The organism is Ostreibacterium oceani (assembly GCF_009362845.1).
Classification (GTDB): domain Bacteria; phylum Pseudomonadota; class Gammaproteobacteria; order Cardiobacteriales; family Ostreibacteriaceae; genus Ostreibacterium; species Ostreibacterium oceani.
Map to the genome: position 1 here is coordinate 24,424 of NZ_WHNW01000013.1, position 21,049 is coordinate 45,472.

Consider the following 21,049-nt stretch of genomic DNA (forward strand, 5'->3'; position numbering starts at 1 on the left):
TTGTTAATTTTTTCGGCTGGTGTCAAAGCACCAGCATTTGACTGATTTTTTTGTCACATCACTGTAGACACCTTTATTTTTGGCAATCAGTGGACGTGATTTCGCCCCTTCTAGCAAAGGCTTAAGCTCTAACATGGGTGGGATGTGCCAGCCGCGATGTCGACAGGCCGTCTCGTATTGGTTTAAGTTGATTGCCATGATTTCAGGTTCAGCCTTGTGATCAATCATGTGCACGGGGTCAGAGCCTGCAAGGCTTTTGAGTTCATCAACTTTTTCAAAGAAATCCGCGACCAACGGGTGATCCTTGTTCATCGCTTTCTGACGTGTCTTTGCCATCTCGATAATGGCTGTTTCGATAACGCTTACTTGACTGTCGGTCAAATGGATTAAGTCTTTGATGGCATGAAGCAGTGCGATGAGCTGCGCGTGATTTTTCGCGATACGATAGAGTTTAATTTCGGGCATTGACCATAGCATTTTGTCGTAGGTAGGAAATACCGCCCGATAGGTGCTGAGTATTTGTTTTTCAGCTTTTAAGCACTTGACAATGAAGTACGATAGCTGTTCGCAGGTCATCTGCTCCAAATACTGGGCGCTCGCCTGTGATTGGAGGTCATGATTGTCTAGCGTGAAAAACAGGTGACAAATGCGTTGCAAAATAGGCACACTCGCATTGACTGGGTTATTTTGACCAATCACGATAGCCCCTTTAAAGGGCGGCTCGTAGGTATCGTTGCCGTTATTTTTCACGCCGCGCGTTGAATAGGCGTTGCCATTGTACAAATCCTTTAACTCGTCAAAGTCAAAGCCTTTTTGTTTGGCCGATTCACGTGACTGTCGGTCTGACTCCACCAGCACGACGGGCAAATTGGATACTTGATTAAAATTTCTGGCGCGCCCTGCAAACGATGACTTGGATGGGTCGTTTCCCTCGTGATCAGGTCGCCCGAACAGCCGCCACAAGAATTCAATCAACGTTGATTTCCCCGCACCCGCCTCGCCGACAATTTCTAAAAACGGATAGCTTTTGTTGGTTGCGCGGATTTGCTCGGCAAACAGCGAGCCCACCCAAAAAACCAGCGCCACAATTCCTTTCGAGCCGTAGGCCTGCAAGACATGCGGCACCCAATTATCAATGTATTTTTCTTTGTCGGTTGTGATGTTTAATTTGTGTTTAGATGACGTTTTGATCGCCAAGCTGTCGACATTGAAATAATCTTCGGCGTTGAGCTCGTACATTTTTCCGCCCTTAAAGGCTAATTTGTCAAAGACATAGGTTTCATTTGCTTTGTCATAGCCGAGAAAGTCGATGGTGTTGACGGTTTTGATGTTTTTTGTTTGGAATCTGAGAATGCTATCAAGTTGGCTTGATGTGCCCGTGAACAGGGCGCCTGGTGCCACCGATAGCAACCGCTTTTTGAACTCGCTAGCGCTAGAGACGGCGGCGCCAGAAAACGGGGCTTTGACCACCGCACCGCTAGGCAGTGTCACGCGAAAATAATAGGCGCTTTGGTCTGTTACCTCGCTGCGCAAGAAATAGAGCGCCTGCGGGTCGCACGTCGCGATTTCGCTGATGGTGTGGTTGCCATCCTCGCTATCATCAAACTTAAACCAAAACAATTGGTTTTCAAAAGTAAAGGAAAATTGTTTCCATCCTTTTTGGGCTTGCATGAGCAGGCCTTTATCTTTGGCATTGTCGCACATCAACAATGCCCCGCGATAAAAGGCTTCATCAATGGCGGTATGATTGAGTTTTTCGTTTACCAGCAGATCATTCCAGTCGCACCCGCGCGGCGGGAGGGCCGCGACAGACTCAAATCCGAGTTGGCGCGATTCTTGAACGTGGTTTTTTGCGTATAGTCCTGCATTGTCGTTGTCAAGTGCCCAGACGAGGCGTGGCCGTTTTTCCCGTGTCAGCCACTCGGTGAGGGTGCGGTCGGGGAAGTGCCCAGCACTTATACTCGACACTGCGGTGACCCCTATGTGCCAAAGTGCGATGGCGTCAAAAATGCCTTCGGTAATCCAAATCTCGTCCGCCTCGTCTAGGGACTGCCCGCCTGTCCAGCAGAGCCCTTGATAAGAGCCGACAGCTCTGCATTTTTTACCAAAGCGCTCGGGCTGGTCGATGAAGCGCTCCCACCACGCGGTGTCGGTGATGTCAAAGCGCACCGTTGCCGTGCCGATGTTTTTCTGATGATCAAAGTAGCTGTCTTGTCGATACAGCCCAATCAGCCGTCCGATATCAAAGCTGCGCCCCTCCGACAAATACGCATCGGCGGTGGCGTTGGGGTTGTCTTCACAGATGGGGTGGTTTTTTGACCAGTCGGCGAAAATTTCGGGGAATAAGTCTTTGACGTGCGCGATGTAGGCGCATTGATTGAGACGGTTACATTTAACGACGCGCGGGGTGACGGCGTGGGTGAATAATTCTTTTTTGCCGCAGCTCGGGCACTTGCCCTGCTGTAGCCATTCGCCGCGGTGTTTAAACTCGTATTCGGCGGTGAGGCGCGCAATCAATGTGTCGTTCAAGTTAGTCATCGCTGCCCTCAAAAAGATCTAGGTTGTTGCCATTTTTTGCAGGGACAACCGTGCCAACGACTGATGTCAACGTTTTGAAATGGTGATTGCAGTCGGCATCCATGCAGACATAATATCGTTCGATGATACTGGCGGCTGGCTTTCGCGCGCCCGTGACCCGTGTTTTACCTTGACAAAGTGGGCAAGGCTGCGCTGGCTCGCGTCGTCGATTTTTCATTGTTGCCCCCGTGTTGTTGACTGTGTTGTTGACTGTGTTGTTGACTGTGTTGTTGACTGTGTTGCTGGCTGTGTTGATGGCTGTGTTTTTGTGGCATTGATCCACCGCGTCATGACGAGCTCGCGGGTGAGTTGGCAGTCTGTCAGTGCGCGGTGTCGCGCGCGACCGCGCCAGTCGATGCCTGTGCTGTCGGCCGCATCAGCCAGTGAAATCCAGTCAAAATCATCGGGGCTACGCCACCCACCCACCTCGCGGACATAGGCGGTTTTGGCACAAAACGGTCGCAGTGTTTTCATCCATGTGATCGCGCAGCGTTGGCGCTTCGCCGTCTCCAGCAGCATAGTCAAATCAAAATTGACGTTCCAGCCCAGCACGGTGCGACCCCACAGCACCGACTGGAGCTCGGGCGCCACATCGGCAAAGCTGGGCTGTCCCGCGAGCTCGTCATCGCTAATGCCGTGGATGGCGCGCGCCCCGTCACTCACGGGGGTGTGCTGGGGTGCAATGAGGCGGTCAAAGAGTGGTTCGCCACTTGCAAAATCAATCACCGCGATTTCGACAGGCTCGTCGCGCAGACGTAGCCCCGTGGTTTCTGTGTCGATGATGACTGAGCGCGCAAGCGCATGGCGCCATGTTTGGCATTTCAAATTGTCGGCGATGGCAAAGCTCATGTTTTTGCCCTCGCCTGCTCAACCGCCAAAACAAGGCAAATCACCCCGTGAGTACCGCGGCGTGTGGGCGACCACGTGTCGGTGACCGCGGTGACGACCTCGCGCCGACTATCAATTGCGCGGAAAATCACGTTGTCCCCAACGCCAATGCCGTGCTCGGCGCTCACTAATAACTGGCGCTGGCGCCCTGCGACAACATTGGTGAATGCGTCGTCAGTGATGTCGATGGTCGGGGTGCTTGCGCTGAAATTGTTCTGATTCATGGCTGGACCTGCTGTTGGTTTTTTTGTTGCTGTTGTTGCTGTTGCTGGCTGCCTTGCTGGCTGGCTTGCTGAAAATCATCAGCCAAATCAATCAGCAACTGCTTGGTGTTTGGATGTTTTTTCTCAGAAAGCGCGCGAATTTCACGCACGACGACCGTGCACGACATCACCCCCGTGGGATCGGTCAGAAAAACGCGCTCACCCACGCAAACGTCGTGCGCGTCACCGAGCCCGACGAAAATCTCGCGCTGACCGCGATGGTGGACGGAAAAAACCGTGTTTTTGAGCAAAATGAGGCTTTTCATGGGGTGTTTTTTTGCGGTTGAACGTCAATGCCGCAGGCGCCTTGTCCTGCGAGGGCGCATTCGCACTGGCTGCCGACCACGCAAAATGTCTGCATCGCAGACAGGTATTGCCGTTCGACGGGCACGTAGCCGACAGATTGGATGGCGGCATCGAGTTTGTCCAGTGGGATGCCCGCTTGCCCCGCCAAAAAACGACTGACGTTGGAGCCGTCCCAGCCGAGTGCGGCCATGATGGCGTGGCGGGTGTTGGCGTCGGTCAGACGACGGCGCAGGGTGGTGGCGAGGTCGATGCGTTTCATGGGTTGCTCCTTGTCTGTTTGCGGTGGTTGCGGCGATTTTCGGTGGTTTGCCGTCGTGTGCAACCAAGCGCAATTATTTTTGCGTGGTTTTGTGCGTGTCGTCAGCGAGAATGGTCTCAACCGCCGAGACGATGATGTCGTGCGCGGCTTTGGACGCGGTCACGCGGTGTTTATTGGCGATTTTGCGCAGGGTTTTGATGTCGCTCTTGGTCATTCTGACCATTAGCTGCTCGGTGCGCTTTTCAGGCGCAACTTGAATGAATTGTTTTTTCATGATACTCTCGCAGTTAGCTTGTTGATACGTTCAAAGTAATGTGAATAATATAGAGGATATTGTGAATTGATGCAAGAAAAAAATGCAGAATTCTGTGAAATTTTAAAGGCAGAGAGAATTCGCCTTGGGCTTGGTCAGCTTAAATTTTCTGAATTATCAGGGGTTTCGGTTAACTCTCAGTCAAATTACGAAACAGGCAAAGCGATACCTAATGCCGAGTACTTATCAAGACTCGCAGACATAGGTGTTGATGTGCTTTTCTTACTGACAGGCAAGCGCAACGATTTGCACCTGTCCAACGAAGAGGCCTTATTGCTGTCGCTGTTTCGCGACGCGCCCGTGGGCGTGCAGCGCCACATCCTCGCGGGGCTATTGCAAGGCGGTGTACAATCGGGCGAGACCTCGCCCGCTAAAACACAGGGCAGCACATCGACTGTCGGCAACAACAGCCCTAATTCGGGCAATTATTCAGGTAATGCGGCAAGCGGAGACATTAATATCAATGCCGAGCGCCCGCGCGTCAGTAAGTCGAATAAATCAAGCAAATCGGTTAAGCAAACCGTGACAGGCGATGGCAATGTCACGATTGGTGGCAATGTAAAAAACAAGTAGGTTGCAATGGCAAAAGGAAAAACAAAACAACGGATAAAGGGCAATAACAACATCACAATCGCGGGGGATGTCAACGCGCCCATTCATTTGCAATTAAATGGGCAACCCACGCTATCATCCAACGACATGATTAGCCCAATCCTTGGTGCGCCCTATGAGGTCAAGACCGCAGCCTTGACGTTTGCAAAAAAGCACTTTTCAATCGATCATCTAAAATCATTGAATGAATCTCAATTAATCATCGTCTATGATTATTTTTTGGTCGCGCGCGACAATCACACCCTACAGCAGCAGCGAAATATGTTTACGCGCACCATCAGTGCGATTAAGTCGTTTTTAGCACGCAAAAAGGCGAGTAACCCACCGTTTTAACTAAATAAAAAATGAAAAATAATGACATTAATATTCTAGCGAGCATTATCCATAAAATTGATAAAAAGGCGCACTCAACTAATGAAGTAGACCCAACACTCCGTGAAAATCTTCACGAACAAACAGAGGCCCTAACTAAATTGTTCAAATTGCTTGATGATTCATTTCGCAAAGGAAAAAAACACTCTTTTTGTAAATCATTTAATGAGGAAAATACTGTATCGTATTGGGTAAAAGAAAAAATATTTAATAATCCGACACAGACTATTTCGAAAACGGATGAGTGCAACAAAAGAAATGTCGATGTAAAATCTGTTTATTTAGACCTAAGCAAAAGAATAACATCCGCATTACATTATCATCTTTATAAGCAACAAGCATCAACAGGTGGAAATGTTCCTATTATATTTTACACCAAGGGTGACAACCTATTTTTAATTATTGCACTGGTAAAATCCACAGAGAAGATAGATATTGATGAAAACGGTCATGTTATTGATGTCACTACAATTGATGATGAAACTATAAAATTTGCTGCTAGAATAAATTTGGATGAAATGCGTTCACACTCTAACACAAAGAACGCTTCACCAAACGATCAAGCGGAAACTGAAACCCCGAATGCTTATATACACTGGCTGCAACATAATAAAGACATCGTCCAAACTTATGCCCAAGACTTCATCCCAATTGCTGAAAAACTCAACAGCAGCAAGAATACAAAAGCATTAATAAGTGTTTTAAATAGCTTCATCGAACATCATTACTCTGGTACTTTGGAGGAACAGGGAGAACAACTAAAAGATCGTGTATATAAAAAATTACTTGAATTCACGGAAGCTGAAAATTCAATTCATCTTATTCAAGATGTTGACCCCATTATTGATAGTTTTAAACCACAAGGAGCTGAAATTCCAAGATTTCAGGCGTATAGAGAGGATACAGCTATCCCTATAGACGACTCTTTTGGTCCCGACAAAACATCATTAAGGGGCGCGATCAAATTTAATATTACTTTAGGCGAAAAAAAAGACATTAAAGTAACAGCATTGCGTAAATATCTCGGAAGAGATGTTAAAATACTACAAACTGGTGATAGTTACATTTTATCCATAGCATTATCAGGCGAAGAAAGAACAAAACTAATAAAAGAACACCCTGGAATTTCACCTAATGGCAGCGACACCGACAAATCAGGTTCTTGAACGATTTAGAGAACTATTTCGAGACCAATGTATAAGCAATTTCACATTGGATAACAATGATATTAGTGGCCAAATTACACCGAGAACCCAGAGACACATCCAATTACTAGAAGAAATAGCCCAAGACGCGACCAATGCTAATAGAGAATACGAATTTACATTTGATGACCAAGCGCTGTTAGACAGTTTAGATTTTAATATAGGTTCCGCTTATTCTTTCTCTCAATTTTGCCCCGAAGTAAATAGTGGAAATTACCATAGTAGTTACGCGGATTTTTTTAACCGTGAAATAGGCCGCGCAACATCAATAAACGACCATTGTATTTTTGAACATATTTATAACAGTCATCAACGTATTCACGTAAGTGATGAAAAATTTAATTCAATCATTTTGTTAGCGTATACTTTCAATAAGGCCTTTTACAATGCATCCCCTCACACACTACTAGTTGGACAAAATTTAATCCAATTTATATTATATTCTGACAACCACCCCAGTGACCTTGTTGGCTCAATAAAAAACCTTAAAAATGAAACGATTATAAATGAATTTTTAACTTGGTTTGATACTGAAGACAAAGGTTATCATAAAGAAAAAAAAGCCATTGTTGCCGATGAAATAAATACACTGAGCGGCAATAGCGATATGATATATCTGTCAAATATTATCGCTGATTTCGAGTCTTTTAATACAGCGATTAAGGGAAAGTTCAAATTATATCTTGAAAATTTCAAGTATGAAGATTTTATAAAGCGGCTGGAGGATAATTCTGAGAAATTTATAGAACAAGCAAATAACTCGCTTAAGAATGTCCAAAGCCAAGTCCTTGCCTTTCCAATCATAACGGCATTTATAGCGATGATACGATTCAATTTTTACTCCAGTAACGAAAAAGTAATGCCCGCTGTATCTGCTGTATTTTTGTTAGCCATCTTTATTTATGGCTTGGTTCTTTGGGCAAATATTAAACCCCAGCTGGACACCCTAAAACACCTTAAAAGCAAAGTAACATCTTTTGAAGAGGATGGGCGCATACCGAATGCTTTAGCGAAGCAATGGCATACTGACAAAGAGTTTATTTTACGTGCCACAAATTGGCAGATTTTACTTGGCTATTCATATATTTTATTGATATTTATTATTTTTGCAGCCGCAACCATTCTATTATACTTCTATAAGTAATTCATTAGCAATGACTATTAAAACAAAAAAAATCGACACAAGTAAGCTACTCGACAATGAAGAGATCATATTAATTGCGCTCAATGACGCGATTGATGACGGTGATGCAAAATATCTCATGGCGTTATTGGATGATATTGCCAAAGTCCGTGGCATGACAAATCTCGCTAAGGAAACGGGGTTAAATAGAGAGAGTTTATACAAAACGTTTTCGGGGGCGCGCGACCCTAAATTCAGCACGCTGGCAAAAATTCTACCTGCATTAGGGTACAAGCTACATATTGAGCGTGCTTAATCACCCGCACTATCGCCAATCAGCTGGTCGTCTTTGACTTCGCAGTCGATTGATGTGGTTAGCCCCTGCTCGTCTAGCGTATGCGTGGCCTTGGTGATCAGCCAATCGACCGCATCAATCGCGGGTTTAAATCCCGATACCGCAATCGGCAACTCGGGGAAAAGGTGCGGCTGGCCATACGCAAAGCGTATCGACAAGGCGGCCACGCCGCGGTTAAGTCGTTTGAGCTCGGCAGCGGCTGCCACCTCGGCATCGTCGGCAGTTTTGTAGGCTTTTTTGAGCGTGGTGGTGCGGGTGTCATCGCCTGCGAGCACCCAGCGCTTTTTCGCCGCTTGTAAATCAAAGTAATAGGCTTTGACCCCTGTGAATTTATCGCGGTCACTCATGCGGTAGCTGTGCTGGTCGCCGCTGGTGCGGGTGATAGCGACGGTAGGTAGGGCAATGCCTGTGCTAGACAGCCCCTCGGCGGCGGCAATAAAAAGTAACGCACCGTTTTTGATTGTGGCAATCGCATCGTGCTCAATGGCTAATCGCGTGAGTAGGTTGGCATCGCTTTCATTGGACTGAATTTTGTGCGTGAGTTGAATGCCTGTGAGGCTTGCCGAGACGCGAGGCGTAAGTTCGTACTCGCTGGCAATTTTGCCAATCAATGCGCTGAGGGTTTGCTTTTCATAGCTGATATTTTTCTTTTCCAGCAGTGCTTCGCGAAAATCCGCGGATTTGGCGTTAATCGTGAGGATATCGGGCGCACCGCTATGCTCGACGGCATCGACGATAAACTGCCCCTTGTCTATGAGCGGCACGCCGCGCCAGCCCAGCGCAACAGACACCACCGCCCCATGCTCGGGCACGGGCATTACCCCGTCGTGATCGCTGAGCACAATGCTAACCGTGTCGGCCTCAAAGCCGCGATTGTCGTTAATGGTCAGCGAGACAATGCGGGTCGCGAGGTCATCGGTCACGTCGCGGTCGTTAATTGACAGCCGCCACGCGGGGTGTCTATGCCCTGCGGTCAACTCAAAGTGGGGTATATCAACCATCGTTAACGCCTCTATATAATATTACAAAAACCCTAGCGCATCGGTGAGTGCGCCGAGCAAATCCAAGTCGTCATCGCCGACGCGCTTGAGCTTAATCGTAAAATCGATTTTGCGCGGTTGACCGTTGTCAAAAAACTCCGAGGCGGTATCGTCAATACCCTCGCAGACAAATAGCCCGTAGATTTTCCCCGTGCGCTCGACCAGCGGCCATGCTTGCCCCATATCCGCCATCGCACGCGCCAGCTCAATCGCGGTGCGCCCCCCTGTGATTTCGGGGTACAGCACGCCTGGCAGCGTAATGGTTTCGTCGCCTTGGCCCAAGTACTGCGCCCCTGCGCGCATTCCGACGCGCGAGTTAGTCGGGTGGCGCCACGCGCTGGTGCGTGATAGCTCTTGGTACGGCAAGGTGGATAACCCAAACACAAACATCCCCCATGACATCATCATAATACAGCACCTCTATGAGTCAATTCTTTGAATAATTTGTATTGCGTAACGTGACGCGATACGGTATAATAATCACCATGATAAAAGATTTTAAGCATAAAGGCCTGAAAAAATTGTTTACAAAAAATGATAGTAGTGGCGTACAACCTGCTCACGCTAAAAAATTGCGCTTTTTGTTGTTTCGATTGAATGCCGCAGAAACCATACAGGATATGGACTTTGCAGGCACTAACCTGCATTCCCTGCATGGTGATTTGAAAGGGCATTGGAGCGTTAAAGTGAGTGGCAACTGGCGGATGACATTTGCCTTTGAAAATGGCGATGCTTATATTGTTGACTATCAAGATTACCACTAACCACCAATTAAAGAGGAAAAATATTATGCGTATGCACAATCCACCCCACCCCGGTGAAGTATTAAAGGGGTTATACCTAGACGAATTGGGGCTAAGTATCACCGATGCCGCCACGGCCCTCGGTATGCCTCGCTCTGCGTTGTCTGAAATTGTCCACGGTAAACGGGGCATTAGCTCTAGGGTTGCAATTAAACTCGCCACCGCTTTCGGTGGCAGCGCGCAAAGCTGGCTAAACATGCAGTCACAGTATGACCTATGGCAAGCCGAGCAAACATACGGCGGCGAGGACGTTAAAAAATTGGTCGAGCAACGGCCCGATGCGTAGTTAGCACTATTTATATTCGTCATTTGCTTACCCCTCTAGTTATCCCCGATGAGTGCTTCGTTGGTCTTTGCCGCGACCGCATTCGCCACGGCACGTGGATTACTGGCTTCGTTAATCGTGATATTTTGCGTAATAGGCGCACTGACGGTTTTGTTATTGTTAATCGTTTGGGCGATTTTTTTAGGATTCATCATGGCTTTGACGTCATCCGACGCATACGTCTGGAATAGCTTAACCCCGCCTTTTATTAGCGACGCTTGCCCTGCTATCCCGCCTGCAATTCCCGCGGCGGGGTTGTTGTAGGCGAGCGGCTGTTGGGACTTGTCTTGCATGCCCGTGATGGTTTTAAACCCGTTGATGACTTTTTCAATGAGCTTTAGCACGCCGCCGAATTTGTCGTGTAAAAAATTAACTACGCTGGCGGCAACTTCTTTGAATCTTTCAAAGTGCGCACCAATATCAATGCCAACATAGTTACCGATTTTTTCAATTAACTCCCATAGCTTACGAATAGGCGTCGTGACAAAGTCGAGGGCAGCTTTGGCAAAGGATTTCGCCGCCTCCCACGCCCCTGCCCAGTCGCCATTAAGGATAGCCACCACAAACTCGATGGCGTAGCTGAGCCCGTCAATCAGCTGGCGTACGATGGGCATGTTTTGTATCGCCAACGCAAATGGGTTGGTGCTAAACCATTGCGTCACCTTATCCCAATTTTTATACAGCAAATACGCCGCGCCAGCGAGCGCCCCCACCGCCAATACCAGCCAGCCAATCGGGGATGCAAATATCGCAAGCCCGACGGCTTTTAGCCCGAATGCAAATTTACCCAACACGGCGAGGGCGCCTTTGCTTTTGATAATCGCCGCCAGCCCTTTCCCTATCCCAAAAAAACTAGCCAGTTTAATGCTGCCAAACGAAATCCCTAACAGCTTTGCTGATTGTGCCATCCCGCCAAACTTATCAGTAAGCTGCGTCAGCGTCCCCCAACCCTCCGATATTTTCCGAAAAAGTGTCGATACCCCTTTAACAAGGCTGACAATCTGTCCGCCAATTTTTTCAGCCAGCGCCTTTAGCTCGCCGTTTTTTGCCATGGCGTTAATTTTATCCAACAACCCAAGCAGTTTTTGCTTGAGCAAATCAAACGCGCCTGATCGCATAATCGACAATTGAAAACGTGCCCACTGGTCTTTTAGATTGGAGATAATCCCAACCCACGTTTTGGCAAGCTCGTCAGCTGCCCCCTCATACTTTTCATTCCATATCTCTGTGAGCGCCGCCTCAATCGCCGCGCGGTCATTTTTCATCACCGTTTTAAAGCGCTGGATGCCTGCTTTATCGGTATAGTTATAGGTGACTTCTTCGCCTTTGCTATTTGCTTTGATGCCAAATTCTTTAAGCCGCTCATTTTCGCCTGTGACCGCATCGGCAATCGCCTCAACAGCTTGGTTTAGCGGCTTACCCATTGCTGCAGCGGTGTCGCCCAATGTTTTGAGCAGCCCTGTCTGCGGGTCTAACCCGTAGGCGCGCAATTTGACAAACGCATCGGTAACCTCGGCAAGCTCGTAAGGCGTCTTAGCAGTAAAATCACTGACCCAATCCATGGACTTGGCCGCCTTGGCGCTCGTGCCCTCAACGGTTTTTAGGATGGCTTCGTAACGCTCAAACTCGGATGCCGTATTAATCAGCCCGCGCCCAAACATCGCCCCAACCCCCGTTGCTACACTGCCTGCGACGGCGCCTCTGCGGGCATATTTTAGCGTTGTCGCGCGGAGGTTTCCTCCCATATTTTTAAGCCTTGCCATCCGCTCAGCCGCCTTTCTTTGTTTGCCCATTGCGTGATTAGCGCTCGTGATATCCTTTGCCAGTTTTTTTTGATAATCGCCTAAGCGCTTCGTGTTAACCCCCGCATTTTTCATTTCGCCTTTCAAGCGAGACAGTCGGGATTTTTGCTTATTGTATTGACCGCTTAATGTCTTGACTTGTTTGGTTTGGCGCTTAAACTTTTGTTGTAATTGCTTGCTAGGATTTTCTGTTAATGCCATTGCGCGCGCTAGCGATTTAAGCTCGGCCGTCGCGCTATTTAAGGACTGTTTCGTGCCCAGTGTCGATTTTCTCAGGGCATTAAATTGCCCCAGCTTTTTTTGTGCCACTGACAACTCGTGGACGCGTTTTTGTGCGCTCGCGAATGCCGTCGATGTCTTGGCAACAGCGCTGTTGATTTTATTGAGCGGCGCGCTGGCACGGTCTAGCGTCTGGAGCAGGATTTGCAGTTTTAAAGAATTTGCCATATAATAACCTTATGATTTATCGGTTTATTCGCTTTGTTTTTCTCATGGTTTTTAGCCTGTCTTTTTTGGTGACGGGTACGTGGCCGCTCGCCGTGCTATTTGCCGTGTTTGCGCTATTGATTGAAATGGAGCCGTGCTGGAGGCTAACCCAGATTGCCCGCCTTGTGGTCATTATCACCGTTGGTGCTTTTTTTCTACACATCGGCGGGCTGATTGCGCTCGCAGGCGGCTTGATTTGCGCAGGGCTAATTGCTGACGCTATCATTAATATTGTCGCGCCTAGTAACCCCACGCTTAATCCCCATTAGATGCTTCGTGATAGGCGATGGCGCGATTATTCCAGTCCACAATCTCAGCAATCGCCATATCGCAGCATTCAAAAAAACCAAACCGATAAATTAGCGCAATATTTCCCATCGCATCCTCAATCGTCGCTAACCCTCTGAGCTGTCCAAAAAACCAACCAAACCCTCGCTAACGCGCTGTAAATCAGTCAAACTAAACTGATTAACTTCGCTGGCAATAATGCTTGGCGTGGCGATACGCGACAGCAGCACTGCCACCGCATCAATGTCTAATTGAAAAACATCTAGCAGCTTAAGCCCGCGCAAATCCCCTGCACGCGGTTCGCGCAGGGTTAGCTGGGTAATGTCATTGCCATCACGGGCAATGGGCTGACTAAGCGTGATGGTCTTGAGTCGCGCGGTGGTCGCGTGTTCGGGTTTGTTGCCCGCGTTGTTATCGGTGTTGTTGCTCATGGTAGTACCCTCTGTTTGTCGTTATGTCGTGATTCAAGCATTGGCGCATTACGCGCCGATGTTGCGTTTGTGGTCTTCTAGTCTGTCTTTGCCTTGCCATTTTTCGACCATGTTCATGATGTCAATCTCGCATAGCTCGCTACCGTTGTACAAAATACGGATATAGCTGACTTCAATCTTGATTTTGTGCTCGGTGTCCTCACCCGATTTGGCGGTCGGTAGCGACATTTCAGACAGCCGCCCTGTGATTTCAATTTCCATGGGCAGGGCTTCGCATTTGTCGTCGCCTGCGAAGCTACCCGTAAAGCGCGCGGTGATGCCGTCGTGCTGACACAGTCCAAAATGGCCAAAAAATTCAAACGACAGTCCGCCCATGGTGACTTCCATCGACAGCGCTTCTAGTCCGTGGTCGGTTTTAATCGGGGCGTACATGCCGCCACCGCGGTACTCCTCCATTTTGCGCATAAATTGCGGTAATGTAATCTCGTTGACCTGTCCGACGAAGTTATCGCCATCTAGGAAAAAGTTGAAATGTTTAAGCTTTTTAGGTAATTGCATGATGCGCTCCTATTAATAATTTAGTTAGACAAGATGACGGCGTATTCGGTCAAGTATTTGTCAGTGATTTTTTGTACCAGTGTTAAGTCTTCTAGCGGTGGCACGGGCGTGTAGTCATAGTGTATGACAAGCTTGCCGCCCTTTAGTTGGCTAGGCTCGTTAGCCTCGATTTCGTACCACGCGCGCCCACCGACCAAATGCCCCACCGCAGTGCGGCGGCGTAACTCGGCGTTGATCGTTGCGATAATGTCGCGAATCAACTGCACATTCATGGGCTTATCCATAAACGCGGACAAGGTGTCGGCGATAATCTCGCGGATGGCTTGGCCCGAGCGCACGGTGGTCTCAAACGCAAATAACGGATCAGACGCGCAGGTACGCAGTCCCCACAGCCTAAAGCCGCCGCGGCTGGCAAACGTGGTGATTTGCGCCTCGTTAAGCACCGCGGCATCGTTGCTGCTATCGGTCAATGACCAGCTTACATCGTGGCTGAGGGCGACCACGCCGTTGACAGGCAAGTTAGAAATCGGATGGTGCCAGCCCTGCTCGGCGTCGATTTTGGCGCGCATCCCCGCAGCAAGGGCGGCGGCGGGTTTTTCGACAATCGCGCCCGTCGCGGTATCGAGTCCCATTGGGTTGGGCCACAGCAATTCAATCTCGCGCTGGGCGAAGTTGTCGCGATAGAGCACCGCCTCGCTGAGTGTCGCACCGCTGGCGGTGGCGTAGGCAAAGCCGTTTAGCTTTTGCGCGGCGGATGCGAGCGCGTTGGCGACTGCCAAGTCGTCGTCTAAAAACCCTGCTGTGAGGATTTTGGGCGTGACGCCCAGCCGTGAGTCGGCGGTCTCTAGCAGCGTGATGCCTGCGACGGCGTTCGCGCGTGTCTCGGCATCGTCTGCGCCCTCGGCAACGCGCACAATCACCAGTCTCGGTAACACTTGGTTGTGGATTTCTTCGAGGTTGGCAAGCAGCGTGCCTGTCGCGCCGACGTTATTGATCGCCGAATAAATATTGGTAAATAAGACAGGCTCACCCAGCGGGAATAGCGTCGCATCCGCATCGGGTGCAGTGCCGACTAAGCCGATAATCTCGGTGGATTTGGGGGCGCTGGGGCGCGTGCCTGTGTTGTCTTCGATGGTTCTGATGCCATGTACGTATGAGGTGGCCATTGGTTACTCCTTATTTTTTTTGTTAGTGTCGGTTTGCTTGACTGGCTTGGTATCGGCGGTGGCAGCGCGATAGGCAGATACGGGTAATGCCGCCGTGTCAGCCTCGCCTGTCCAGCCCCGCGGACGGCGTACGCCATTAATCAATGCGGCGCGGGTGAGTGTGATGTGTTTTTTCATGGGTTGCTCCTTATTTTGGGTTAAGTTGGTCGTTGATTTTTCGTGGCAAGTTTATTGATCAAGTTTTTGTATTAAGATGCGCAAGTAGTTCATCGTGGGTTTTTACCCGTCCGTAGGCAAATTTCGTCCAGCCAAACAGCGCCACCGCGGCATAAAACACCACCAGCGCAATGGATGTTTGTATGCGTCCGCGCAGCGTTTTGCATCGCCGTGTATCTCTATACATCGCCCGCGCAAACTGCCAGTCGCAATGCCAGCGCCTGCGCTCATTACCGCCTGCGGCGTAGCCGAAATCGTGGTGGCGGCACGACGCTTCAAAAAACCAGCCGAATAGCGCAGTGATTAGCCAGTCGGGCATCCAGCTCGCCCCGCAGCCGTTGCCAAACGCGGCTTGCTGGTCGGGAGTTAAGTCTGCCCACGACGGGTAGTCTGTTGGGTCGGTGTTGTTTTTTTTGTTTTGACTAAGCATCGGTATCACTGACCCCGCGAATCTCATCGGCACGACCCGTCTGCAACAGCCCCATCGACTCTAGCTGATTAAGCCCGCCGACTAGCGCGGGGTGGTCTAAGTCGATATCGGCAGCCAGCTCGATTTCCTTGGCGAAGACTTTCAGCATCACCGTCGCTTCGATAGGCAATTGCGGCATATTTGGCATGTCGCCGACGTTATCGGGCGCAATGAGTAGCATTTTTTCGGGCATGGTGAGTCGCGCAAAAAACGCGTGTTTGCTAATCGTCACCGACCGCGGGGGTGGTGCGGCGGTAAATACGCCGTCCGCGTAGATGTCACCGACGGCGACAGGGCGGGCGCTGCCCTGCGCGTCAGTGGCTGGGTCGACAATGGGGTCGACAATGGTGTCGGTGATTAAGACAAAGCGTGCCAGCGCCACATCGTGGCACACGGGCAGTCGCGCGGGGTCAGTGATCAAAGCGGCGCTCACAAAAATGCTCTCGACGACGCGGCGCTCACTGTCAAGAATCGCGTAACGGTACATCGCGGGCTTAGCCATATTACGCGCCTCCATTGAGCGTGTAGGCGATTTGCGCGTACACATACGCTGATGTTTCGCCTTTGATGCTGTCCAGCTCAAAAGACGTGTTAAACGCGATACCCCCACCCGCGAGATTAAGCCCGCCGACCCCTTGCTCGAGTCGCAAGTCGCCGTTGGTGACCGCGTAAATCGTGTTGCCATCAATCCGCAGCGCAAAACCCGCCTTTACCGCGGTGGTAACTATCGACAACAGGCGTATCACGCCACTGCCGCTAACAGAAAGCTTGGTGGCGCCATTAATATACGATAGCCAAAATATTTTCTCAACCGCGCCCCCGCTGGGGGGTGTGGCGCTGGCTGCGAGCGCAGCGGTTTGCGCGCCCAGCGTCGTGACATCAGCTGCCACGTCAGCGAGCGCGGTGCTGGACGCACGGGTGGCGACATTGGCGTTAATCGCGGACGCGACCGAGGTTAGCCCTGCGCTGGTCGCCATCGCATCGATGCGTGGGTCGGTGGTCTTGAGCGTCGCATCCACTGCGGTGCGCGTTGTCTGCGCCTCACGGTTGACGGCATCTAACGTTAAAATATCAGGCATGTTGACCTCCGTTATTGGTTGCTTTATTGGTTAATTTGTTTGTCAGGTTATTCATTGGCTCACTCATTGGCTCACTCATTGGCTCACTCATTGGGTAACACCTCAGACGTTTGTCCTAGGTATTGCCCCGTGAGGGCATCCCAAGTAATGGTGTGGCGCGTCGTGATACCTAAATACGTGATGTCATAACTCACCACACGACCAGCGGCGTCGCGGGCAAATTGCGTGACACGGTTTTGCCCCGCAATCGTTGCCGTCTCGGTCAGCACCACGCTGTGCGTGGCGTCATACGTCAACCCAATACTCGTCGGTAAATACGCGTCGCGGCGGTAAGCATCCAGCGCCTCGACCGTCGGGGTGATAGCGGAAAGGCTGGACTCAATCGCGGTGATCGTCGCCGCGTCCGCACCCCCCGCGGCCCATAGTGCCGCATCTAGCGCAATAATCGTCTGACGAATGCGCTCGACATCGTGCGACAGCGCGTTATCGGCTGAGGGCAGCGGGAATTGGTAGTGTTCGGTTTCTGTAATCATTTTATTTTCTCTGTTTAAGCTTCGATAACCAGCACCCGCGGGTTCTCGACAAACGGGCGCGCGCCTGCGTGGCCGACCAGCTCAATCTCGACGGCGATGTTGGCGGCATCAATCAGGGTGTCAGACTCAAAAATCAGCTCAACGCGCCCATCGTCTAGCAGCGTGTAATCGGGTAATTGGGTGAGCGTTTGCCACGTGCTGGTGTCGGGGCTCGCATCGGTCGAAGCCGCGCGCACGATGACGTTCGCGCCCTGCGGGGTAAACGCATCGACGAGTACGCGCACACGGCTATTAAGCCCTGCGGGGATGGCGCGGGTAATGTAGCGGCCACTGGTCTCTAGCCGCCCCGTCAATACCTGCACCGTTGCCCCCAGCACGGGTGAAAAGGTGGCACTACCGATAAGCACCGCGCGTAGCGTGATGTCACCGCTAATCGCGGCGGGTAGCGCACGGTGTTGCCCGTCGGCAAAGGTCAGCACCTGCCCGTCGGGCAAGGTCGCCTCGACCGTCACGGTGGTGTCAGCCGCGGTGATTTGTGTGTTAGTTAGCACGTAAAGATCGGTGACCGCGGTGACGCTGAGCGTGCCGATATCGATCGTTTTGGCGGTGGCGACATAATCGGCGGCGTGCAGCGCAAACAATAAGTCACTGTCGTTGTGCGGCGTCCACGTCGAGGCGTTCGATGATGATAACAATACGCCGACCGTGTACGGCTGCGCGGTTATCCAGCGCTGGCGCTCGTCATCAAAGCCGCCTAGTGTGGCGACCTTGAGCGACGGGGTGGGCTCGTCGCTTAAAATCACCAGCGCATACTCAACGCCGCCGTCAAGCAGCACGGGCAAGTCGAAAGCAAATCGGGTCGCCCGCCCTGCCCCATCATTCGCTGATAAGTCGGCCGCCAGTGTCGCGGCATCGACTAGCGCCTCGGCTAAAATGGCTTGGGTCGGTAGCCCTGTTGCTGTCTCGCGGATTTGCATCCGCACCGCGCGGTCACCCACCGCGCAAAACGACACGTCCACGGCGGTGAGCTGGGTGGCGCTCGGTAGGCTAAAGGTCTGTGCCAGTGGGTCAACGGCGCGAAAACGCGTGACCACGCGGGTGAGGTTATCGTTAGCAATCGTGCCGTCGGCAGTAAAGACCGCCTCGCCGATTTGCCCCGAGCGCGTCGCGACCGTGACGAGCTTTTGCCCCGCAGGTACGCCCTCGGGGATGGTAAAGCGCACGTTAGCGCGACCCTTATCGTCTGCCAGCGCATCGCCGCTGGTCGCGACCGTGATGCCGTCAAACTGCACCGCGTCGATGATTTCACCATCTCCCATCCCCGCAATCGCGGCGTTGACGGCAATCGGTCGGCAAAACTCGGCGGCTGTCTCGGTGATGCCGTCTGAGCGAAATGTCGTGCGACTACGCGGGCCTGCCCCGATCGTCTCGGTGCCGACGACCGACTCGGTATTGACTGTCCAGCGGTCAACCGCAGGCGATAGCGTCACGGTCGGCGGGATGGGGTCAAACGCCATATACGGGTTGATTAGCATACAATCTGACGCGAGGGGCTGGGACAGTATTTCGCGGTGGGTATAGTTTAGCGTGACAGGCGCGCCTAGGTCGAAAAAATGCGCGGCGGCGGTGATGGGTAATTGTAGCCGCGCGTCTTCTATGAGTGCGGTCTGCGGTCGCCCTGCGTCGCGCAAGGTGTCAGACAACAGCGGGTCGGCGAACACGCCGTGTTTGCGCCCGTTTTCTTGATTAGACGCCGATAATTCGAGCTTATTCTGCGCGACTTGCTCGGTGAGAAAATCCAGTCGCTCGGCGTGGCGGTTGAGCGTTGACATCGACACCACGCGCACGCCGTCTTGGTAGATGATTCGTGGGGTATCGGCTGTCCAGCGCTGCTCGATGGTCGCCAGTAGTAATAAGTTGCTGGGGACTTTGGGGGGCAGCGGCGCGGTGAGTGATGCAATGCCGCGTAGCATCACAGGCTCACCACCTGCGTCTAAGCACAGGCGGTCGTGGCGCGGGATAAAGTGGTCGTAACTGGTTAAAATCGGCGTACCTGCGACCGCATCGGCGAGCGTGTAGCCAAATTCGTCGACCGCGCTCGCCTCAGCCAGCGCGATGTAGTGATACGTCACGCTATACGTCGAGCCTGCGGCTGGCTCGGCGCCTGACAGTGACCAATCGACTTTGCCGCTGGTTAGCTGATAATCGACGCCCTGCTGGTAAGTGACACCCCCTTGGGTGACGCTGACTAGCGCGACCACGCTGGCATCGGGTAGCAAGTCTTGGCTGTTGGTGATATTGGCGTGTGTGACGGTGACGGATTTTTCGCGCGTCACGCGCACGGCGGTGATGCTTGCAATCGGGGTGCGGTTAAGGTTCACGCGCTGTTGTCCGCCGATGGCCAGTGCCGTCTCAGCATCAACACTGCCCAACTCGGGGGCGGTGTCAAATTGCGCGGGACGCGCCGCGCCGTATTCATACGCATAGCCACCAATTTGCGCGGCGCCTGCATCGATAATGTAGCGCTCTTTGCCCGCTGGTGCAGCGGTCGCGTGGACTTTTAGTCCGCGCACAATGTATTGACTACCCGTGCTGTCGCGGTCGTATTTTGCAATCGCCGACTGCACACCGCTAATATGTGGTGGTGGGGCTTTGGCGGTTAAATAGCCGTCGCGTGCGGTATAGACCGCGTAGAATTGCGGGGGGTGGCTGGGCGCGCTATTAGGTGAGCTGTTGGGCGCGTTATTGGGAGCGGCGTCGGTCGTGTTGTCGGGTGGGGTATCGGATAGCCCCCACGCCGTGGTGACTGCCAACCGCCACGCGCCTGCCTCGTTTTGCCCGCGCGTGCCAAGGGCGGGGTTGCGAAGCGTTGGGTCGTCGGCCTCGGTCACATAATAATAACTAAGCCATACGCCAATCACGACGTCGCCGCTGGTCGCAACAAGCAGCTCACGCGACGGCACGGCGTAGATATCGCCGTCTAAGTACACATCGGCGCTATCCACCGTCAGCGCCCCCGTATCGGCATCTAGGCTGGCGCTGCCGCCGCGCACAATGTCGCCTGCTTTAAATATCACGTCATTGATACGGCGGTGCGCAGCGTGGGTGAGGTGCTTGCTGTTTAGCGTCCACGATAGCCCTTGGCGGTACAGCTCGCGCTGGCGCTGGGGGCTACGCAGTCCCTCAATGACGGTAAAGTCCTGTGTGGTGAGACCAATCGCGGTCTCGACCAGCGTAATCAAGCGTGGATCAACCCCGCGCAGGTTGCGCCGACTGCGGCTACCTAGTTGATAATTGGAGGCCATTGTTGAGGTTATTGCCATAAGTTCACCCACCGCGTGTTTATAGATGCAGGCGCAGCGGCGAGAGGAGAAGTGGGCACCACCGCGCCTGCGGGTAAAAAAATCGTCGCGAGCGACGCATCGGTCATCATCAACGCCTCGATGCCACGGGTACTGCCCGTCGCGCGGTAAAGCACACTATCTAGCGCCTCGTCCTCGTGCGCCAATGTTGTCGTTGTTGGCTGTGTTGTTGTTGCCGTTGTCGCCGTTGCCGTTGCCGCTGTCGCTGTCATGATACC

The 21,049-nt window shown here is 51.8% G+C and carries 29 protein-coding genes; 8 read left to right on the forward strand and 21 right to left on the reverse strand.

The window, feature by feature from the left end:
* Positions 1-3: 3 nt before the first annotated feature.
* The 7 genes from GCU85_RS09140 to GCU85_RS09170 are packed head-to-tail and all read right to left on the reverse strand — an operon-like array spanning position 4 to position 4,567.
* Positions 4-2,538, reverse strand: a complete 2,535-nt coding sequence (locus tag GCU85_RS09140) for a toprim domain-containing protein (protein ID WP_152810876.1) — start codon at positions 2,536-2,538, stop codon at positions 4-6.
* Positions 2,531-2,755: an ogr/Delta-like zinc finger family protein gene (locus tag GCU85_RS09145; RefSeq protein WP_152810877.1), complete on the reverse strand. Its 225-nt coding sequence runs from the start codon at positions 2,753-2,755 to the stop codon at positions 2,531-2,533. Before GCU85_RS09145 ends, GCU85_RS09140 begins: the two co-directional genes overlap by 8 nt.
* Entirely contained in the window at positions 2,752-3,426 is a 675-nt protein-coding gene (locus tag GCU85_RS09150) for a 3'-5' exonuclease (RefSeq protein ID WP_152810878.1), read from the reverse strand. The genes GCU85_RS09145 and GCU85_RS09150 overlap by 4 nt, the downstream gene beginning before the upstream one ends.
* A complete protein-coding gene (locus GCU85_RS09155) occupies positions 3,423-3,689 on the reverse strand; it encodes a hypothetical protein (protein ID WP_152810879.1) in 267 nt (88 codons plus the stop codon). The genes GCU85_RS09150 and GCU85_RS09155 overlap by 4 nt, the downstream gene beginning before the upstream one ends.
* Positions 3,686-3,994: a hypothetical protein gene (locus GCU85_RS09160; protein WP_152810880.1), complete on the reverse strand. Its 309-nt coding sequence runs from the start codon at positions 3,992-3,994 to the stop codon at positions 3,686-3,688. The genes GCU85_RS09155 and GCU85_RS09160 overlap by 4 nt, the downstream gene beginning before the upstream one ends.
* Positions 3,991-4,413 carry a hypothetical protein gene (locus GCU85_RS09165; RefSeq protein WP_218110647.1) on the reverse strand — a complete coding sequence of 141 codons (423 nt, stop codon included), beginning with the start codon at positions 4,411-4,413 and terminating at the stop codon, positions 3,991-3,993. Before GCU85_RS09165 ends, GCU85_RS09160 begins: the two co-directional genes overlap by 4 nt.
* The gene (locus GCU85_RS09170; protein WP_152810882.1) at positions 4,367-4,567 is read right to left on the reverse strand and encodes a hypothetical protein; all 201 of its coding nucleotides are present in this window, start codon (positions 4,565-4,567) and stop codon (positions 4,367-4,369) included. The genes GCU85_RS09165 and GCU85_RS09170 overlap by 47 nt, the downstream gene beginning before the upstream one ends.
* Before the next feature lie 69 nt (positions 4,568-4,636).
* Between GCU85_RS09170 and GCU85_RS09175 the strand changes: the two genes are divergently transcribed.
* From GCU85_RS09175 to GCU85_RS09195, 5 genes are read left to right on the forward strand one after another with little or no spacing between them, the layout of a single operon-like run.
* A complete protein-coding gene (locus GCU85_RS09175; RefSeq protein ID WP_152810883.1) occupies positions 4,637-5,179 on the forward strand; it encodes a helix-turn-helix domain-containing protein in 543 nt (180 codons plus the stop codon).
* 6 nt (positions 5,180-5,185) lie between these two features.
* Complete coding sequence (locus GCU85_RS09180) at positions 5,186-5,551, forward strand: hypothetical protein (RefSeq protein WP_152810884.1); 366 nt, start codon at positions 5,186-5,188, stop codon at positions 5,549-5,551.
* Between the two features lie 11 nt (positions 5,552-5,562).
* A complete protein-coding gene (locus tag GCU85_RS09185) occupies positions 5,563-6,756 on the forward strand; it encodes a nucleoid-associated protein (RefSeq protein WP_152810885.1) in 1,194 nt (397 codons plus the stop codon).
* Complete coding sequence (locus GCU85_RS09190) at positions 6,725-7,939, forward strand: hypothetical protein (RefSeq protein ID WP_152810886.1); 1,215 nt, start codon at positions 6,725-6,727, stop codon at positions 7,937-7,939. Before GCU85_RS09185 ends, GCU85_RS09190 begins: the two co-directional genes overlap by 32 nt.
* Positions 7,940-7,949: 10 nt before the next feature.
* A complete protein-coding gene (locus GCU85_RS09195; protein ID WP_152810887.1) occupies positions 7,950-8,234 on the forward strand; it encodes an addiction module antidote protein in 285 nt (94 codons plus the stop codon).
* On the opposite strand, the gene GCU85_RS09200 is transcribed toward GCU85_RS09195, so the two are convergent.
* Positions 8,231-9,274 carry a contractile injection system protein, VgrG/Pvc8 family gene (locus GCU85_RS09200; RefSeq protein WP_152810888.1) on the reverse strand — a complete coding sequence of 348 codons (1,044 nt, stop codon included), beginning with the start codon at positions 9,272-9,274 and terminating at the stop codon, positions 8,231-8,233. The two genes, GCU85_RS09195 and GCU85_RS09200, sit on opposite strands and share 4 nt — an antisense overlap.
* A 21-nt stretch (positions 9,275-9,295) precedes the next feature.
* On the reverse strand, positions 9,296-9,721 hold the full coding sequence (locus GCU85_RS09205; RefSeq protein WP_152810889.1) for a phage tail protein: 426 nt from the start codon (positions 9,719-9,721) through the stop codon (positions 9,296-9,298).
* 77 nt (positions 9,722-9,798) lie between these two features.
* Between GCU85_RS09205 and GCU85_RS09210 the strand changes: the two genes are divergently transcribed.
* Both GCU85_RS09210 and GCU85_RS09215 read left to right on the forward strand, forming a co-directional pair.
* Positions 9,799-10,077 (forward strand): type II toxin-antitoxin system RelE/ParE family toxin, encoded by a 279-nt coding sequence (locus GCU85_RS09210; RefSeq protein ID WP_152810890.1) that lies wholly within the window; start codon positions 9,799-9,801, stop codon positions 10,075-10,077.
* Between the two features lie 25 nt (positions 10,078-10,102).
* Complete coding sequence (locus GCU85_RS09215) at positions 10,103-10,402, forward strand: HigA family addiction module antitoxin (protein WP_152810891.1); 300 nt, start codon at positions 10,103-10,105, stop codon at positions 10,400-10,402.
* Positions 10,403-10,437: 35 nt separating this feature from the next.
* Here the strand turns inward: GCU85_RS09215 and GCU85_RS09220 are convergent, their stop codons facing one another.
* Positions 10,438-12,690, reverse strand: coding sequence for a tape measure protein (locus tag GCU85_RS09220; RefSeq protein ID WP_152810892.1), 2,253 nt, complete (start codon positions 12,688-12,690; stop codon positions 10,438-10,440).
* An 11-nt stretch (positions 12,691-12,701) separates the two neighbouring features.
* On the opposite strand from GCU85_RS09220, the gene GCU85_RS09225 reads away from it, so the two are divergent.
* A complete protein-coding gene (locus GCU85_RS09225; protein WP_152810893.1) occupies positions 12,702-12,998 on the forward strand; it encodes a hypothetical protein in 297 nt (98 codons plus the stop codon).
* Here GCU85_RS09225 and GCU85_RS10265 read toward each other — a convergent pair.
* From GCU85_RS10265 to GCU85_RS09270, 11 genes are all read right to left on the reverse strand, one after another.
* Positions 12,985-13,107, reverse strand: coding sequence for a hypothetical protein (locus GCU85_RS10265; RefSeq protein ID WP_268965726.1), 123 nt, complete (start codon positions 13,105-13,107; stop codon positions 12,985-12,987). The genes GCU85_RS09225 and GCU85_RS10265 overlap by 14 nt on opposite strands.
* Positions 13,108-13,124: 17 nt before the next feature.
* A complete protein-coding gene (locus GCU85_RS09230) occupies positions 13,125-13,448 on the reverse strand; it encodes a phage tail assembly protein (protein WP_152810894.1) in 324 nt (107 codons plus the stop codon).
* Between the two features lie 48 nt (positions 13,449-13,496).
* Entirely contained in the window at positions 13,497-14,006 is a 510-nt protein-coding gene (locus GCU85_RS09235) for a phage major tail tube protein (RefSeq protein WP_152810895.1), read from the reverse strand.
* 20 nt (positions 14,007-14,026) lie between these two features.
* A complete protein-coding gene (locus GCU85_RS09240) occupies positions 14,027-15,172 on the reverse strand; it encodes a phage tail sheath subtilisin-like domain-containing protein (RefSeq protein WP_152810896.1) in 1,146 nt (381 codons plus the stop codon).
* A 3-nt stretch (positions 15,173-15,175) separates the two neighbouring features.
* Positions 15,176-15,349, reverse strand: a complete 174-nt coding sequence (locus GCU85_RS10060; protein ID WP_218110648.1) for a hypothetical protein — start codon at positions 15,347-15,349, stop codon at positions 15,176-15,178.
* Between the two features lie 58 nt (positions 15,350-15,407).
* Positions 15,408-15,818 carry a hypothetical protein gene (locus tag GCU85_RS09245; protein ID WP_152810897.1) on the reverse strand — a complete coding sequence of 137 codons (411 nt, stop codon included), beginning with the start codon at positions 15,816-15,818 and terminating at the stop codon, positions 15,408-15,410.
* Positions 15,811-16,359 carry a hypothetical protein gene (locus GCU85_RS09250; protein WP_152810898.1) on the reverse strand — a complete coding sequence of 183 codons (549 nt, stop codon included), beginning with the start codon at positions 16,357-16,359 and terminating at the stop codon, positions 15,811-15,813. Before GCU85_RS09250 ends, GCU85_RS09245 begins: the two co-directional genes overlap by 8 nt.
* A 1-nt stretch (position 16,360) precedes the next feature.
* On the reverse strand, positions 16,361-16,936 hold the full coding sequence (locus GCU85_RS09255) for a hypothetical protein (protein WP_152810899.1): 576 nt from the start codon (positions 16,934-16,936) through the stop codon (positions 16,361-16,363).
* Positions 16,937-17,019: 83 nt separating this feature from the next.
* Positions 17,020-17,469, reverse strand: a complete 450-nt coding sequence (locus GCU85_RS09260; protein ID WP_152810900.1) for a hypothetical protein — start codon at positions 17,467-17,469, stop codon at positions 17,020-17,022.
* 14 nt (positions 17,470-17,483) lie between these two features.
* On the reverse strand, positions 17,484-20,792 hold the full coding sequence (locus GCU85_RS09265) for a DUF4815 domain-containing protein (protein ID WP_152810901.1): 3,309 nt from the start codon (positions 20,790-20,792) through the stop codon (positions 17,484-17,486).
* Positions 20,783-21,043: a hypothetical protein gene (locus GCU85_RS09270; RefSeq protein WP_152810902.1), complete on the reverse strand. Its 261-nt coding sequence runs from the start codon at positions 21,041-21,043 to the stop codon at positions 20,783-20,785. Before GCU85_RS09270 ends, GCU85_RS09265 begins: the two co-directional genes overlap by 10 nt.
* Positions 21,044-21,049 lie beyond the last annotated feature (6 nt).